General features: G+C 71.5%; 13 protein-coding genes. 6 read left to right on the top strand and 7 right to left on the bottom strand.

Annotated elements, in window-relative coordinates:
* Nucleotides 1–37: 37 nt before the first annotated feature.
* The 4 genes from ACFWRO_RS03805 to ACFWRO_RS03790 form a co-directional block, all read right to left on the bottom strand.
* Nucleotides 38–1,372, bottom strand: a complete 1,335-nt coding sequence (locus tag ACFWRO_RS03805; protein WP_384503993.1) for a M20/M25/M40 family metallo-hydrolase — start codon at nt 1,370–1,372, stop codon at nt 38–40.
* Entirely contained in the window at nt 1,365–2,198 is an 834-nt protein-coding gene (locus ACFWRO_RS03800; protein WP_384503991.1) for a M55 family metallopeptidase, read from the bottom strand. The genes ACFWRO_RS03805 and ACFWRO_RS03800 overlap by 8 nt, the downstream gene beginning before the upstream one ends.
* Nucleotides 2,199–2,297: 99 nt before the next feature.
* On the bottom strand, nt 2,298–3,464 hold the full coding sequence (locus ACFWRO_RS03795) for an MFS transporter (protein WP_384503986.1): 1,167 nt from the start codon (nt 3,462–3,464) through the stop codon (nt 2,298–2,300).
* A 180-nt stretch (nt 3,465–3,644) separates the two neighbouring features.
* On the bottom strand, nt 3,645–4,241 hold the full coding sequence (locus ACFWRO_RS03790) for a TetR/AcrR family transcriptional regulator (protein ID WP_384503985.1): 597 nt from the start codon (nt 4,239–4,241) through the stop codon (nt 3,645–3,647).
* Nucleotides 4,242–4,427: 186 nt separating this feature from the next.
* On the opposite strand from ACFWRO_RS03790, the gene ACFWRO_RS03785 reads away from it, so the two are divergent.
* Nucleotides 4,428–5,471, top strand: a complete 1,044-nt coding sequence (locus tag ACFWRO_RS03785; protein ID WP_384504484.1) for a hypothetical protein — start codon at nt 4,428–4,430, stop codon at nt 5,469–5,471.
* A 27-nt stretch (nt 5,472–5,498) separates the two neighbouring features.
* Here ACFWRO_RS03785 and ACFWRO_RS03780 read toward each other — a convergent pair whose 3' ends face one another.
* Nucleotides 5,499–7,904, bottom strand: a complete 2,406-nt coding sequence (locus ACFWRO_RS03780) for an MFS transporter (protein ID WP_384503984.1) — start codon at nt 7,902–7,904, stop codon at nt 5,499–5,501.
* A 237-nt stretch (nt 7,905–8,141) separates the two neighbouring features.
* The gene (locus ACFWRO_RS03775) at nt 8,142–8,585 is read right to left on the bottom strand and encodes an SRPBCC family protein (protein WP_384503982.1); all 444 of its coding nucleotides are present in this window, start codon (nt 8,583–8,585) and stop codon (nt 8,142–8,144) included.
* 185 nt (nt 8,586–8,770) lie between these two features.
* Here ACFWRO_RS03775 and ACFWRO_RS03770 point away from each other — a divergent pair, with 185 nt between their 5' ends.
* The 3 genes from ACFWRO_RS03770 to ACFWRO_RS03760 all read left to right on the top strand — a co-directional run bounded on the left by ACFWRO_RS03770 (nt 8,771) and on the right by ACFWRO_RS03760 (nt 12,062).
* Nucleotides 8,771–9,802, top strand: coding sequence for an Rv2578c family radical SAM protein (locus ACFWRO_RS03770; RefSeq protein ID WP_384503980.1), 1,032 nt, complete (start codon nt 8,771–8,773; stop codon nt 9,800–9,802).
* Nucleotides 9,803–9,917: 115 nt separating this feature from the next.
* A complete protein-coding gene (locus ACFWRO_RS03765) occupies nt 9,918–11,552 on the top strand; it encodes an alpha/beta hydrolase (protein ID WP_384503979.1) in 1,635 nt (544 codons plus the stop codon).
* 96 nt (nt 11,553–11,648) lie between these two features.
* Complete coding sequence (locus ACFWRO_RS03760) at nt 11,649–12,062, top strand: RidA family protein (RefSeq protein WP_384503977.1); 414 nt, start codon at nt 11,649–11,651, stop codon at nt 12,060–12,062.
* On the opposite strand, the gene ACFWRO_RS03755 is transcribed toward ACFWRO_RS03760, so the two are convergent.
* The gene (locus ACFWRO_RS03755; protein ID WP_384503975.1) at nt 12,059–12,655 is read right to left on the bottom strand and encodes a HEAT repeat domain-containing protein; all 597 of its coding nucleotides are present in this window, start codon (nt 12,653–12,655) and stop codon (nt 12,059–12,061) included. The two genes, ACFWRO_RS03760 and ACFWRO_RS03755, sit on opposite strands and share 4 nt — an antisense overlap.
* Before the next feature lie 436 nt (nt 12,656–13,091).
* Between ACFWRO_RS03755 and ACFWRO_RS03750 the strand changes: the two genes are divergently transcribed.
* A complete protein-coding gene (locus ACFWRO_RS03750; RefSeq protein ID WP_384503973.1) occupies nt 13,092–14,873 on the top strand; it encodes a 3-hydroxyacyl-CoA dehydrogenase family protein in 1,782 nt (593 codons plus the stop codon).
* A gap of 121 nt (nt 14,874–14,994) precedes the next feature.
* Nucleotides 14,995–15,828, top strand: a complete 834-nt coding sequence (locus ACFWRO_RS03745) for a TetR family transcriptional regulator (protein ID WP_384503972.1) — start codon at nt 14,995–14,997, stop codon at nt 15,826–15,828.
* Nucleotides 15,829–16,081: the final 253 nt, after the last annotated feature.

Here is a 16,081-nt window from a genome sequence, read left to right as displayed (position 1 = left end):
CGGTGGAACGCGAACTCGAACTCGAACTCGACGCAACCTACGCCGACTTCAGGTAGTGGTCGAGGACCCGGACCCCGAAGTGCAGGGCGTCGACCGGCACGCGCTCGTCCACGCCGTGGAAGAGCGCGCCGTAGTTCAGCTCCGGGGGCAGTCTCAACGGAGAGAAACCGTAGCCGGTGATGCCGAGCCGGGAGAACTGCTTGGCGTCGGTGCCACCGGACATGGCGAACGGCACGACGTGCCCGGACGGGTCGAAGTGCTCCACGGCGGCCCGCAGTTTGGCGAAGGTGGGCGAGTCGATCGGGGCCTCCAGCGGGACCTCGCGGTGGTGGAACTCCCACTCCACGTCGGGCCCGGTGAGCAGGTCCATCGTCGCGGCGAACTCCTCCTCACCGCCGGGCACCGTGCGGCCGTCGACGTACGCGACGGCGTGCCCGGGGATGACGTTGACCTTGTAACCGGCATCCAGGATCGTCGGGTTGGTGCTGTTGCGCACGGTCGGTGCGACGAGCGCGGCGGCCGGTCCGAGCTTCTCCAGGAGCGCGTCGACGTCCAAGCCCTCGGCGGTCGCGTCGATCTCGATGCCGTACAGCGCGGCGAGTTCGGTGAGCGCGGCCCGTACGGTCGGGGTGAGGCGGACGGGCCAGGTGTGGGCGCCGATCCGGGCGACGGTCTCGGCGAGGCGGGTGACCGCGTTGGCGGTGTTGACCTTGGAGCCGTGGCCCGCGCGGCCGCGCGCGGTGAGCTTGACCCAGGCCGTGCCGCGCTCGCCCGCCGCGATCGGGTAGAGCGTGAGGCCGGGCTGCGGATGGACGCTGAACGCGCCGGACTCGCTGATGCCTTCGGTGCAGCCCTCGAAGAGGCCGGCGTGCCGGTCGGCGAGGAAGCCCGAGCCGTCCTCGGCGCTGTCCTCCTCGTCGGCGGTGTAGGCGAGGACGATGTCGCGTCGCGGCCGGACGCCCTGGCGCGCCCAGGAGCGGACTACGGCCAGGACCATCGCGTCCATGTTCTTCATGTCGACGGCGCCGCGCCCCCACACCACTCCGTCGCGGACCTCGCCGGAGAAGGGGTGGACGGCCCAGTCGGCGGGCTCGGCCGGGACGACGTCCAGGTGGCCGTGGACGAGGAGGGCGTCGGCGGACGGGTCGGTGCCCTCGATCCGGGCCACCACGTTCGTCCGGCCCGGGGTCCGTTCGAGCAGGGTCGGCTCAAGCCCTGCGGCGGCGAGGCGCTCGGCGACGTACTCGGCGGCGGGCCGTTCGCGGCAGTCCCCACCGCCCCGGTTGGTGGTGTCGATCCGGATCAGCTCGGAGGTGAAGGTCACCACCTCGTCGAGCGCCGTGCCGTCCAGGCTCCGGAAGGGCTCAGCCATACTGCTCCTCCACCGCTGCGGAGACGATCGTGGTGACCGCCTTGAACGTACGAATGCCCTCGTACATCCTCTCGCTGGTGTACGCGACACGGCGCTCGCCGCTCCGATCCACCCCCGGGACGACGGTCGCGGCGCCGGCCAGGTGCTCGGCGTCGAACTCCAGCTCGACCGTGAACGGCCCGGCCTCCACCGGTTCGTGCCGTACGGCGAGGGCGGCGGCGTCCTTCGCGGCGGCCCGGATCTCGCTCGCCGTGCGCTTCGGGGTCCGGCACACCGCCGCGTACCGCGAGACGTAGTCCTTGACGGCGACCTTGCGCGACTCGGGCGCGTAGCCGAGGGCGTCCTCGCAGGCCAGGTCGTCCCCCGTGACGAGGACGACGGGCACGCCGTACTCCGCCACCACATGGGCGTTGAGCAGCCCCTCGCTCGCCCGGACGCCGTTCAGCCAGACGCCCGTGAGGGAGTTGGGCAGGTAGGTGTGGGCGAGGACGCCCTCGGTGCCCGCGCCGGTGTGGTAGCCGATGAAGGCGACGCCGTCGACGTCGCCGTGCTGCACCCCCTCGACAATGGACAGGGTCTTGTGCCGCCCGGTGATCATCTCGGCCCGCTCGTCGAGCTGTTCGAGCAGCAGGTTGCGCATGGACCAGTGCGCCTCGTTGATCAGCACCTGGTCGGCGCCGCCGTCGAAGAAGCCGAGGACCGCCGCGTTCACGTCGGAGGTGAACATAGGCCGGCACCGCTCCCACTCCGGTGTCCCGGGCAGTACATCGGCAGGCCAGGTGACGCCGGTGGCGCCCTCCATGTCGGCGCTGATAAGGATCTTCACGAACCTCTGCCCCTCACGTTCGGTGACGACGAGCCTCCTGCGGCGTCACGTTACGCCGCGAGGAAGGGCCAGGCCAGGACCCCGGGAAGGTTTAAGGGTCTAGACCTCCATGAGCGCACGGTCGCCACCGCGGCGACGCGCGCGTTCGGGCAGCAGGGACAGCAGGCCGAGGACGGCGAGCGCGGCGCCGAGCCAGAGCGGCGCACGGAGCCCGCGAGTGTCGACGAGGAGACCGCCGACGGACGAGCCGATGATGACGCCGAGGGTGATGAAGGAGGAGTGGACGGTGTTCACCAGCGGCCCGGCGTTTCCGGCGCGCTGGACGCGGGTGACCATGGCCGGGTTCATGGTGACGCCCACCAGGCCGATGCCGATCATGAGGCCCACGGCGGCCGGGCCGACGTCGGCGAGGAGGGCGAAGCCGCTCAGGAACAGGACGTTGAGGGCGAGGCCGACGACCTGCACGGCGATGGTGCGGCGGTCCGCGAGCCGGCCCACGACGGTGTTCCCTATGACCGTGGCGGCGCCGTAGAGGACGAGCAGGAGGGGGACGGTCCCCTCCTCGAAGCCGCTGACCTCGGTGAGGATCGGGTTGAAGTAGCTGAAGGCGGCGAAGGTCGCGCCGATGATGAGCGTGCTGGTGACAAGCGCCGACCACAGCGGGGGCCGGCGGAAGACCTGGACCTCGGCACGGAAGGAACCGCCACCGTTCCCCGGCAGTTCCAGGTGGGGCACCCCCACCGCCACCGCCGCTGCGGCGAGCACGGCCAGCACGGCGATGGCCCAGAATGCGGCGCGCCAGCCCAGGTGCCCGCCGATGAAGGTCGCCAGGGGCAGCCCGAGCAGGGTGCCGAGCATCAGTCCGTTCATCGCCACACCGATGGCCCGGCCGCGGACCTCCTCCCGCGTCAGCGCGGAGCAGACGGAGATGGCGACGCCGAAGAAGGCTTGGCAGGCGACGCCGGTGATGACGCGCGCGGTGACCATCGCGCCGTACGAAGTGGCCGTCGCGGCCAGCAGATTGCCCGCCAGGAAGACGCCGAAGAGCACGAGGAGCGCGGGCTTTGGGCGCAGCTTGAGCACGGCGACGGTGAGGAAGGGGCCGCCGACGGCCATGGCGACGGCGAAGGTGGTGATGAGGTAACCGATCTGCGGGACGGTCGCGTCGAGCCCGGCCGCCATCTGCGGCATGAGGCCCGCGACGACGAACTCGCTGGTGACCATGGCGAAGATGCCGATGGCCAGTACGTACACGGCGCGTGGCACGTGGGTTCACGTCCTTCGTTGCTCGGGAGGGGTGACAGGGCCAGTTTTGGACCGATCAGTACGAAATGAGGGCGCGGGCGAGCGGGGCGGAGCCCCGGCGTGGCCCGGCCCTCGGGCATGACGAGCGGGCGCCGGACGAACAGACGTCGGACGAGCGGGCGCCGGACGAGGCGGAAGGCGTCAGGCGGTCATGGCGTCCAGCGTGACGGCGGCGATGGACTCGATGACGGCGCGGTCGGCGCCGTGCTGCGCGGAGACGCGCATTCCGGCGACGGCGGCGGTGAAGAACCGCGCGAACTCGTCGGGCCGGCGGGCCCGTGAGAACACGCCATCGCCCTGACCTGCGGCGATGGCCGCCGTGAGCGCCGCGAGCCGACGGTCCTGGTCCCGCCCGAGGAGCGCGGCGACCTGGGCGTCCCGCCCGGAGAGTTCGACGGTGGTGTTGACGCCGAGGCAGCCGATGCCGATCCCCGCCCTGCGGTGGGTCTCCTCCATCTCGACGACCGACGCCATGACGCCCTTCAGCCGGTCGGCGGGCGGGAGCGACTCGTCCTCCAGGAGGGCGAGTTGCGTGTTCGTCGTCAGCTCGGTGTAGCGCGTCAGCGCCCGCAGGAACAGGGCGTGCTTGCTGACGAAGGTGTTGTAGATGCTGCTGCGCCCCAGGCCGGTCGCGTCACACAGGTCCTGGGTGGAGGTGGCTTCGTAGCCCTTCTGCCAGAACTGGAGCATCGCGGCGTCCAGGGCACGCGCCTCGTCGAACGTCTTCGGGCGTGCCATGCGAGCACCGTAGCAAGTATTGGACTGGACGGTCCAATATGGATCGCGCCCCACCGGGCCGGCACCATGTCCGCCTTGATCGGAATTCGGGCGATATCCCGTCAACCCGTACGTATAGGCTGGCCGCTGCGGATTTTCGCCCCGCGCCCCCTACCCCCTACGTCAGGAGACCTCTCGGTGACCACCGTGATCGCCCCCTCGGAAGCCACCGCCCCCGAGACGGCCGACTTCGTCGTCCAGGACGTGCCCGACGTCGTGGTGCGGGACGCCCGGGAGTTCGGGGTCTACGCCCGGACCGGCGGCTGGGCGTTCGCGCTCAAGGTGGCGCGGAGCGTGCGCCCCGGCGGGCAGGCCGCCGGAGAGTCCGGGAAGGTCTCGGCGAAGGCCTTCGCCGAGCTGGCCGAGTGCTCCCCCGAGCGGGTCATGCGGTTCTACAAGGCCTGGGACATGGCCGCCGACGACGGCGTCGTCCCGCAGTTCGAGGCGCTGACCCCGGGCGAGGACATCGAGCTGCCCGAGGCCGACGTCTGGCTCTCGTACTACTCCTCCCGCTCCAGCGCCTCCTCCGTGCGCGGCCACGCGATCACCGCCGCCGCCGAGGCCGAGGGCATCCGGCCGACGAAGGCCCTCGAGGTCGCCGAGAACCCGACCGCCCTGCGGGCCGCGATCCTCGCCGACCCCGGCACGGCGGAGGCCGCGCGCGGCGCACTGCTCGACCGGATGAAGGAGGACCCGGCGCTGCAGACCGAGATGGCCCGCGCCATCGCCAGGACCGGCGACCTGAAGAAGGCCGTCGCGAACGAGGCCAAGGCCGCCGACCGGATCGGCTACGTACGGCAGATCGTGGAGAACGGCCAGATCAAGACGCCCGCCGGGCAGACCGTCGAGGCGCCCGCCGCGCTGCGCGCGGAGGCCGAGCGGCACCTCTCGCTCATCGACGAGCTCGACGACGCCGAAGAGGCGGGCGAGTGGGCCGGCGAGGCGTACGACGCGGTGAAGGTCATGGTCGCGGAGGCCGTGGAGGCGGATCCCGCGCTGCGCGTCCAGGAGCGCCGTACGAAGTTCTACAACAACCTGCAGAAGGCCACGAAGGTCTTCGAGGAGCTGACCCTCGACGAGGTCCTGGAGGAGGACGTCATGGAGGACGACATGCTCCAGCGCCTCGAAGCCCTTCAGGCGGCGATCGGCAGCTGCATCGACACGCTGCGCAAGGCGACCGCCACCTCCTGAACCAGGTCGGCCCGGGCGGCTCCCCGGTCAGTCCTCGTGGCCGAGCTGCAGGTCGCGTTCGGTGCGTCCGCCGCCCGCGACCTGGAGCACGGTGGCGACCGGCGGATAGCCGGCCGCGATCACCCTGTACTCGCCCGAGGACAGGTCCACGAAGCGGAACGTGCCGTCGGGGCCGGTCGTGAGGGTGTCGACGACGTTCCCGGCCGCGTCGAGGAGCGTCACCCGCGCGTCCTCGACGGGCCGGCCGCCCCCGGCCCGTACCGTCCCGCGCAGCACGGCCCCGCCCGCCAGCTCGATGTCCTGGCGGGTCTCGCGGGAGGCCTGCACGCTCACCGGCAGCGCGGCGGGCCGGAAGGCCGGGGCGCTGGCGGCGAGCGTGTACTCCCCCGCCACCAGCTCCGTGATGACGTAGCCGCCCTCGCGTCCGCTGCGCGTGGAGGCGACGACCTCGCCGCGTACATCGGTGAGGGTGACGGCCGCGTCCCGTACGGGAGTTCCGTCAGCGGTCACGACACAGCCCGCCAGCCGGCCCGCGCCGCCGAGGACCACGTCGAGCTCGACCGGCCGCTCGCCGACTGTGACGGAGACGGCCTGCGGCTGATGGCCGCCGGCCGCCGCGATCAGGACGTACGCGCCGGGGCCCGGGACGCTCAGCGCGTACCGGCCGTCCTCGCCGCTGCCGCCTCGGCCGATCTGCCGCCCCTGGACGTCGATGAGGGTGAGGGCGGCGCGCGGGACGCGGCTGCCGTCGTGGTGCTGGACCGTGCCGCAGACGGGGAGCCCCGCGGTGTACGCGGCGGCGGGGGCGGCGGCCGCGCGGGCGCGGGGCACGGCGGTGGGGGCCTCGGTGGTGGGGGTGTGATGGGACACCAGCGGTTTCTCCTTGAGGAAGAAGGCGAGGACGAGGCCGAGCACGAGGACCGGCACGAGGTAGAGGAAGATGCGCGGCATCGCGTCCGCGTACGCCTGGATGTAGGCGTCGCGCAGCGCGGGTGGCAGGGCGTGCACCGCCTGCGGGGTGATCGATTCGGCGGCGGGGAGCGAGGAGCTCGCCGTACGGGGCAGGGAGTCGGCGAGGGCGTCGTCGAGGCGGGAGGCGAAGAGGGTGCCGAAGATCGCGGCGCCGACGCTGCCGCCGATCTGCCGGAAGTAGTTGTGGGCGCTGGTGGCGGTGCCGAGGTCGGCGGGGCGGACGGAGTTCTGGACGGCCAGGATCAGGACCGGCATGACCAGGCCGATGCCGATGCCGAGGACGGCCTGCCAGAGGCTGTGGTGGAGGCGCGGGGTGTCGGTCTCCATCCGGGAGAGCAGCCACATGCCGACGACGGAGATCGCCCCGCCGGCCACCGGGTAGATCTTGTAGTGGCCGGTGCGGGTGATGAGCTGCCCGGAGACGATCGAGGCGAGGACGATCCCGCCCATGAGCGGCAGCATGAGGAGGCCGGACTCGGTGGCGGTGGCGCCCTCGACCATCTGCAGGAAGGTCGGCAGATAACTCGCGGCGCCGAAGAGCGCGATGCCGACGACCGCTCCGACGAGGCTGGTGACCGTGAAGACCGAGTCGCGGAACAGCCGCAGCGGGATGAGGGGTTCGGGGGCGAAGTGCTCGACGACGAGGAAGAGCAGGGCCGTTCCGGCCGCGCCCGCGGCGAGACCGATGATGACCCTGGAGCCCCAGGCGTACTCGGTCCCGCCCCAACTGGTCAGCAGGACCAGGCAGGTGGAGGCGGCGGCGAGCAGGATCGCGCCGAGGACGTCGAGCCTGCCCCGGGTCTTCGGCTTGGGGAGTTTGAGCACGACGGCGACGACGGCGAGGGTGACGAGGCCGAACGGCACGTTGAAGTAGAAGCACCAGCGCCAGGAGACGTGGTCGGTGAAGAAGCCGCCGAGCAGCGGTCCCGCGACGGAGGCGAGGCCGAAGGCGGCGCCGATGAGGCCCATGTAGCGGCCGCGTTCCCGGGCCGGGACGATGTCCGCGATGATCGCCTGGACGCCGATCATGAGCCCGCCCGCGCCGACGCCCTGCACGGCCCGGAAGGCGATGAGTTCGTCCATGGACCGTGACCAGCCGGCCAGCGCCGAGCCGATGACGAAGACCACGATGGCGAAGAGGAAGACACCCTTGCGGCCGAAGAGGTCGCCGAGCTTGCCGTAGATCGGCAGACCGATGGTGGCGGTCAGCAGATAGGCGGTGATCGCCCAGGACATCCGGTCCAGGCCCTGGAGTTCGCCGACGATCTTCGGCAGGGCGGTGGCGACGATCATCTGCTCGAGCGCGGCGAGCAGCAGCGCGAGCATCAGGCCGAAGAAGACGAGCCGGACGCGGCGGGGATCGAGGGCGCCGTCCTCGGACGGGAGCGGTGGAGCCGAGCCGGACGGCGGATCGTCCGCGACGCCCGGCACCTCGCCCTTCACCAGCGTCATCGCACCCACGTGCTGCTCCCCTCGTCACGACATCAGCGCCGCGCCATTCTTCGCATTGGGCGCGAAGCGGGAGCAAGTCGGACGGTACGGAAGCTCAGCGCCGCCCATGATCGCGAACGGGCCTGTCACAGGGCGCACTTGGGGCGCTCATCAGCGTGTTTACGGGGAGCCGCGCGACCCCCGAGTGCGCGGGGCGCTCTTGCGGGGGTCGCGGGAAAACCACTCGAATCGGTGAGCGCGTGGGCGTTACTTCTCCACCTCGGTGGCGAGGTTGGCGAGGATGGCGTCGTAGATCCGGCCAAGTCCCTTGGGCGCGAAGGTCTTCTCGAAGAAGCCGCCGATGCCGCCGGCGCCGTTCCACACGGTGGAGACGACGACCTTCGACTTCCCCTCGCCGGCGGGGGTGACGGTCCAGGTGGTGACCATGGAGGAGTTGCGGTCCTTCTCCACGAGCTGCCCGTCGGTCGGCTCGCCGACCTCCAGGAGGCAGTCGCGGATGCGCTTGCTGGTGGCCTGGAGCTTCCAGTGGACGAGCGTGCCCTCGCCGTCGCCGCCCTCGCGCACCTCGTACTCGCTGAAGTGCTCCGGCAGCAGCTTCGCGCGCTTGCCGGCGTAGTCGGCGAGGGTGTCGAACACCGCCTCCGGGTCCGCCGCGATGATCCGCTCCGTCGTGGCCTCGACCTGCGCCATGGCACTTCCTCCAGCACTTGGTTCTTCAGGGGTGTGGCGCCCACCCAACCACCTGCGCCCGGGCCTCCCAAATCCGGGCTCCCCCTGGCATCTCCGCCGGGTCTCCCCTCCCGGCTTGCGACGATCAAGGGAACAGGTGTTCTATTCTGGGAACGGCTGAGGACACTGCTACCGAGGAGGCGTCCATGCGCTGGGACAATCTGGGCGACAACGCCGTCGCGGCCGAGACCGCGCTGTTCGGCACGGACGCGGTCACGACCAGGACCTTCGACACCCCCGAGTTCCGCGGGATCACCTTCCACGAGGTGCGGGCCCGCTCCATCGTGAACCGGGTGCCGGGCGCCTCCCGCATGCCGTTCGAGTGGACGGTCAACCCGTACCGCGGCTGCACGCACGCGTGCGTCTACTGCTTCGCCCGCAAGACCCACAGCTATCTGGACCTCGACACCGGTCTCGGCTTCGACTCCCAGATCGTGGTGAAGATCAACGCGCCGGAGCTCGTGCGCCGCCAGCTCTCCTCCCGCCGCTGGCAGGGCGCGCACATCGCGATGGGCACGAACGTGGACTGCTACCAGCGGGCCGAGGGCCGCTACCGGCTGATGCCGGGGATCATCGAGGCCCTGCGGGACCACGCGAACCCCTTCTCCATCCTCACCAAGGGCACCCTGATCCTGCGCGACCTCGATCTGCTCGTGCAGGCGTCCGAGGTGACCGAGGTCGGCATCTCCGTCTCCGTCGGCTTCACCGACCAGGAGCTCTGGCGCACGGTCGAGCCCGGCACGCCGTCCCCGCAGCGGCGCCTGGACGTCGTACGGACGCTCGGCGAGCACGGCATCGGCTGCGGGGTGCTGATGGCCCCGGTGATCCCCTTCCTGGGCGACCGGCCCGAGCAGCTGCGGGAGACCGTGCGCGCCATCGCCGAGGCCGGCGCGACCTCCGTGACCCCGCTCGTCCTGCATCTGCGGCCGGGGGCGCGCGAGTGGTTCTTCACCTGGCTGCGGCAGCACCATCCGCGGCTGGTGGGACGGTACGAGCGGATGTACGCGGACGGGGCCTACGCCCCGACCTGGTACCAGCGCCGGATCACCCGTCAGGTGCACGAGCTGGCCACCGAGTTCGGGATCGGGCCCGCCGGCCGGGGGGCGCCGCGCCGGATACCCGTACCGGAGGAGCCCGCGCCGCTCGCGGGGGCGGCGGAGCAGCTGAGCCTGATCTGAGCCCCTGCCCCTGCCCCTGCCGATTCCGCTGTCCGATGAGCTGACGGATCGTCTGTTCGGGTCAACTCTCGGCGGAACAGGTCCTTTTCCCTTCCCTTCGGGGCACGGACGCCCTATGACCACACGCGCAGGAATGCTGATCGCGGCTGGGGCGCTGGTCGCCGGGACGGCCACCGTCCTGCCCGCGTCCGCCGCTCCCCGGCCCGAGCCGTCCCCCCGCCCGATCGCGCCGCTCGTCTGGAGCGGCTGTGGCACGGCGGGGTATCCGAAGCTCCAGTGCGCCACGCTCAAGGTGCCGCTGAACCACGACGACCCGGCGGGCCGGAGCATCACGCTCGCGCTCACCCGGATCCCGCACACCTCCACGACCTTCCAGGGCCCGCTGGTCGTCAACCCGGGCGGGCCGGGCGGCAGCGGCCGCACCATGGCCGGGTTCGTGGCCGCCTCGCTGCCCGCGAAGGTGGCGGCGGAGTACGACGTCATCGGCTTCGACCCGCGCGGGGTCGGCAGGAGCGAGCCCGCCCTGAACTGCCGGCCCGGCCACTTCGACCCGGTGCGGCCCGACTCGGTGCCGAGCGGGGCGGAGGGCGAGCAGCTCGGCCTCGAACGGGCGCAGGCCTTCGCGAAGGCCTGCGGGGACAAGTACGCCGACGTCCTGCCGTACATCGACACGGTCAGCACGGCGCGGGACGTGGACGCGATCCGCGCGGCGCTCGGCGCGCCGAAGCTCAGCTACCTGGGCTACTCCTACGGCACCTACCTCGGCGCCGTGTACGCGCGGCTCTACCCGGATCGGGTGCGCCGCATGGCGCTCGACTCGGTCGTCAATCCGCAGGGCGTCTGGTACGAGGACAACATCGCGCAGGACTACGCCTTCGACACCCGCCACAAGGACTTCATGGCCTGGGTGGCCCGCCAGGACGCCACGTACGGCCTGGGCACGGACCCGGCGGCGGTCGAAGCCGCCTGGTACGGCATGCGGGACGCGCTGCGGACCACTCCGGCGGGCGGCAAGGTGGGGCCGGGCGAGCTGGAGGACACGTATCTGCCCGGCGGGTACTACAACGGCTACTGGCCGAAGCTGGCCGAGGCGTTCTCGGCGTACGTCAACGACAAGGACGCGGTCCCGCTGACCCGGGCGTACGAGAACTACGGGGCGATGGACGCGGCCGCCGACAACAGCTACTCGATCTACACGAGCGTGCAGTGCCGGGACGCGAAGTGGCCGCGCGACTGGAGCACCTGGCGCACCGACAACTGGGACGTGCACGCCAAGGCGCCGTTCTCCACCTGGAACAACGCCTGGTACAACGCTCCGTGCGCGTCCTGGCCGGTGGATTCGCTGACGCCGCCGGACGTCTCGAACGACGAGGTGCCGCCGGTCCTGATCCTCCAGGCGACGGACGACGCGGCCACCCCCTACGAGGGCGGTGTGGCGCTGCGCCGGATGGTTCAGGGCTCCAGCCTGGTGGTCGAGGAGGGCGGCGGGAACCACGGGGTGACGCTGGCCGGCAACGACTGCATGGACGAGCACCTGGCGTCGTACCTCGCCACGGGGGTCGTACCGCGCGGCGACGGACAGGCGGAGGCCGACGCGGTCTGCTCGGCTCTCCCGGAGCCCGAGGCGAAGCCGATGCCGAAGAAGCCCGCGAAGGAGCCCGCCGGGAAGCCCGCGGAGAAGCGCGCCGCCGTCGCGCCGGCCGCCACCGGCGGGGAGGCCCTGCACGCGCTCCTCGGGCACGAGCGCTGAGGCACTCCCTCGCAGAACCGCCGCACCACCACCGGGCCGGGCCCCCTCGTCGGGGCCCGGCCCGGACTGTCAGTGGCGTGCGCGAGGATGTCGGTCATGAGTTCGCACCTGACCCACGTGTCCGCCCCTGACGGTGTCGCCGCCAGCCCCCAGTACAGCCATGTCGTATGGGGCACCGGCCGGTTCGTCGCGATATCCGGCCAGTGCTCCTTCGACGCCTCGGGCGCTGTCGTCGGGGCGGACGACCCGGCGGCGCAGGCCCGTCAGGTCTTCGCGAACCTGCGCCGTTGCCTGGCCTCGGCGGGCGCGGGGTTCGAGGACGTCGTGAAGCTGACGTACTTCGTCACGGACGTCGCCCACCTGCCCGCCGTCCGGGCCGCGCGGGACGAGGCGTTCGGCGCCGCGCCGCTCCCGGCGAGCTCGGCGGTCCAGGTCGCCGCGCTCGTCCACCCGGAGCTGCTGATCGAGATCGAGGCCTTCGCGCTGATACCGGAGGACAGCGGGATCTAGTCCACGAGCCGGGCGAGTGCCGGCCATGGCCCCCCGCCGAGGCGGGGGTGGGGGAGGGGCGCTAAGAGCGCCGCCCATGACCGCCTGTCGGCGAGCGCGCCGAGACCCTCGACGCAGGCGAGGCCCACGCGCCAGTGCGGATCGTCGCTCGCCAGGCGCCGTTCGAGGACGGCGACCAGGGTCGGTACGGATTCGGGGGCGCGCAGGTCGGTGAGGAGCCGGACCGGGAAGAGGGCGTAGGCGACGCGGAGTTCGTTGGTCGCGAGGGCGGCGGCGGCCCGTGCCGTACGGGGGTCGCCGAGCCGGGCGAGGGCGTACGCGGCGGAGACGCACCGTTCGGGTTCGCGGTGGTTGAGGAGCAGGACCAGGGCCTCGAAGGCGCGCGGGTCACCGGCGAGGCCGAGCCGGAAGGCGGCGAGCTCGCGGGCCCAGAGCGGTTGGCCGGGCGCGGTCAGGACGCGCGCGAACTCCTCGTGATCGTCGGAGGCGACGAGTTCCTCGAATGCTTTTCGATCGGCTTCACCGCCCTCGTGGATCTCGTCCCGCAATCGATCGATCATCGAGCAGAATTCGGGGTCCTGGGCGATTTCCATGGCCGCCAGCGTATCCGCGATCCAGATCACATTTTCCGAACTCCCCGGGACTGGCGCGCTCGTTACCCGCCGGTTAATCTCAGGTGAGCGGGTCACCCCCGCACCCCTCACAACGGCCTGGTGACGCAGCCGTCGTGAGATCGAGTGTGTCGGTTCGGCAGTTTCAGGCGTGACTCGGGACAGAGTCCGTCGCCCCTTTTCCCGCGTGTTTCCTCACGCGCCCGCAACGCGACATGTTTCGCCCGTACGCGACCTGTTTCGCCCGCACGCGATCCGTTCGCCACGTCCGCGATTCGCCCGCTCGCTCGTACCTGAACCGTGTTTCGCCCCTACGCGATCCGTTTCGCCTCCGCGATCCGATTTCGCCTCGCGATTCGCCTTTCGCTCCTGCGATCGCCGCCTTCAGTCGTCACTCTTCACCTCCTGGAGTCCCCTGATGGACACCCCTCTCTCCACCATCGCCGTCGTCGGTCTCGGCACCATGGGCAAGGGCATCGCCGATGTCCTCGCCCGGGCCGGCCGCGAGGTCATCGGCATCGACATCAGCGAAGCCGCCGCCGGCCAGGCGGTCGCCGCCCTGGAGGCGTCCACCGCCCGCGCGGTGGCCCGTGAGCGGATCACCGAGGAGGAGCGGCGGGACGTCCTCGCCCGCTTCCGTACCTACTCCGACCTGCAGGCGGCGGCCGACGCCGACCTGGTGATCGAGGTCGTGCCCGAGTCGTACGAGGCCAAGCAGGAGGTCTTCCGGGCCCTGGACACCATCATCAGGCCCGACGCGATCATCGCCACCGGCACCAACGCCCTCTCCGTGACCCGGCTCGCGGCCGACTCGGCGCACCCGGAGCGCGTGCTCGGGCTGCACTTCTTCACCCCCGTCCAGGCCATGAAGCTGGTCGAGGTCGTCTCCTGCGTCCTCACCGCGCCGCAGGCCGTCGAGGCCGTCACCACCCTGGCGCACGACCTCGGCAAGGAGCCCGTCGCGGTCGGCGACCGCCCCGGCTTCGTCGCGGACGGGCTGCTCTTCGGCTACCTCAACCAGGCCGCCGCGATGTACGAGGCGAAGTACGCCTCCCGTGAGGACATCGACGCCGCCATGAAGCTCGGCTGCGGCCTGCCCATGGGCCCGCTCGAGCTGCTCGACCTGATCGGCGTCGACACCGCCCGTACGGTCCTGGAGGCGATGTACAGCGAGTCGCGCGACCGGCTGCACGCGCCCGCCCCGATCCTCAAGCAGCTCAGCGAGGCGGGCCTCACGGGCCGCAAGTCGGGGCGCGGTTTCTACACGTACGACGCGGCCGGCTCGGCCACCACGGTCCGCGACGCGCTGACCCCGCTGGAGAGCGCCATCACGGCCCAGGGCCGCGAGGTCCGCTCGGTCGGCGTGGCCGGCTCGGGCACCATGGCCTCCGGGATCGCCGAGGTCTTCGCCAAGGCCGGGTACGAGGTCGTGCTCGCCGCCCGCTCGCAGGAGAAGGCCGACACCGCCAAGGCCCGGATCGCGAAGTCCCTCGCCCGTTCGGTCGACAAGGGCCGGATGACCGGCGAGGCCCGCGACGAGACGCTGGCCCGGATCACCGCGGCCGGTTCCGTCGACGCCTTCGCCGAGGTCGACCTCGCCGTGGAGGCGGTCGCCGAGGACCTCGCGGTCAAGCAGGAACTCTTCGCGCGGCTCGACAAGATCTGCAAGCCCGGCGCGGTGCTCGCCACCACGACCTCGTCCCTGCCGGTCGTCGCCTGCGCCCGCGCGACCTCGCGCCCGCAGGACGTGATCGGGATGCACTTCTTCAACCCGGCGCCCGCGATGAAGCTGGTGGAGATCGTCCGTACGGTCCTGACCGGCGACGACGTCCACGCCACGGTCCGCGAGGTGACGGCGAAGATCCGCAAGCACCCGGTGGACTGCGGCGACCGGGCCGGCTTCATCGTGAACGCGCTGCTCTTCCCGTACCTGAACAACGCGATCAAGATGGTCCAGGAGCACTACGCGACCCTGGACGACATCGACGCGGCGATGAAGCTGGGCGGCGGCTACCCGATGGGGCCGTTCGAGCTCCTCGACGTCGTCGGCCTGGACGTCTCGCTCGCGATCGAGCAGGTGCTGCACCGCGAGTTCCGTGACCCGGGTCTGGCCCCCGCGCCGCTTCTGGAGCACCTGGTGGCGGCCGGCTGCCTGGGCCGCAAGACGGGGCGCGGCTTCCGCGAATATGCCCGTCGCTGAGCCCTCCGCGGGCTGGGGAGGGTTGCTGAGCCCCGGGAGCGCCTCCGGCACCCCGGGCACAGGCCCTGGCGACCCTCCCCCACCTGGGCACACTCCCGCACTGATGCAGTACGTTCAGGACATGTCCAAGGCCGCGAAGTCACCCCGTGCCACGTCCCTGTCCACCGCCGACACGGAGAGCGCGGCGGGCACCCGTGCGGCCGCACAGCGCCTGAAGATGCGCCGTGAGCTGGCGGCCGCGGCGATGGAGCTCTTCGCGACCAAGGGGTACGAGGCCACGACGGTCGACGAGATCGCGGCGGCGGCCGGGGTCGCGCGCCGGACGTTCTTCCGCCACTTCCGGTCCAAGGAGGAGGCGATCTTCCCGGACCACGACGACACCCTGGTGCGGGCGGAGGCGGTGCTGAACGCCGCGCCGCCGCACGAGCACCCGCTGGACACGGTCTGCCGGGGCATCAAGGAAGTCATGAAGATGTACGCGGGGTCCCCTGCGGTCTCCGTGGAGCGGTACCGGCTCACCCGCGAGGTACCCACCCTGCGGGAGCGCGAGATCGCCTCGGTGGCCCGCTACGAGCGGCTGTTCACCCGCTATCTGCTGGGCCACTTCGACGAGCGGGACCACCACGACGGCAACGACGACCCACTGCTCGCCGAGGTGGCCGCCTCCGCGGTCGTCACGGCCCACAACCACGTCCTGCGCCGCTGGCTGCGGGCGGGCGGCCAGGGCGACGTGGAGACGCAGCTGGACCACGCCTTCGCGATCGTCCGGGAGACCTTCGGCTCCGGCATAGGCGCCCGGCCGGCGTCGGCCACGCAGGCCGGGCAGGCCGGCCCGCAGACGGCCGCCGTCTCCACCGCGGCGACGAGCGAGGGCGACGTGGTGATCGCCGTGGCCCGCACGGGCGCACCCCTGGACGAGGTCATGCGGACGATCCAGGAGGCCCTGAAGGGCTGAAGACAGCAGCACCTAAGGCGTAGGGCGCCCCCGGCACCGGGGGCGGGCTTCGCCTCTTTTGCACCCACCTTCGATCGATCATCGCTCATGTGTGACCAGCAGATTGCATATGAGTGAAATTGTTGGCACGCAGTGCCTTGTCAGGTGACACGCGGTGCCATACGTTGATGTTGTCCGGGCGGTCGGCGCGCAGAGATCTCCTCGTGCGCCGGCTGTCCCCACAAGCGATCGTGATTGTGCGCCCGGACGCCTG

This window comes from Streptomyces sp. NPDC058579, assembly GCF_042718575.1.
GTDB lineage: Bacteria > Actinomycetota > Actinomycetes > Streptomycetales > Streptomycetaceae > Streptomyces.
This window is presented reverse-complemented; position numbering and strand designations above follow the sequence as displayed.

Bases quoted from the DNA above. Each gene is read 5' to 3' on its own strand.
- ACFWRO_RS03805 (WP_384503993.1), bottom strand. From the start codon at position 1,372: ATGGCTGAGCCCTTCCGGAGCCTGGACGGCACGGCGCTCGACGAGGTG.
- ACFWRO_RS03790 (WP_384503985.1), bottom strand. From the start codon at position 4,241: ATGGCACGCCCGAAGACGTTCGACGAGGCGCGTGCCCTGGACGCCGCG.
- ACFWRO_RS03775 (WP_384503982.1), bottom strand. From the start codon at position 8,585: ATGGCGCAGGTCGAGGCCACGACGGAGCGGATCATCGCGGCGGACCCG.
- ACFWRO_RS03770 (WP_384503980.1), top strand. From the start codon at position 8,771: ATGCGCTGGGACAATCTGGGCGACAACGCCGTCGCGGCCGAGACCGCG.
- ACFWRO_RS03765 (WP_384503979.1), top strand. From the start codon at position 9,918: ATGACCACACGCGCAGGAATGCTGATCGCGGCTGGGGCGCTGGTCGCC.
- ACFWRO_RS03760 (WP_384503977.1), top strand. From the start codon at position 11,649: ATGAGTTCGCACCTGACCCACGTGTCCGCCCCTGACGGTGTCGCCGCC.
- ACFWRO_RS03755 (WP_384503975.1), bottom strand. From the start codon at position 12,655: ATGGAAATCGCCCAGGACCCCGAATTCTGCTCGATGATCGATCGATTG.
- ACFWRO_RS03750 (WP_384503973.1), top strand. From the start codon at position 13,092: ATGGACACCCCTCTCTCCACCATCGCCGTCGTCGGTCTCGGCACCATG.
- ACFWRO_RS03745 (WP_384503972.1), top strand. From the start codon at position 14,995: ATGTCCAAGGCCGCGAAGTCACCCCGTGCCACGTCCCTGTCCACCGCC.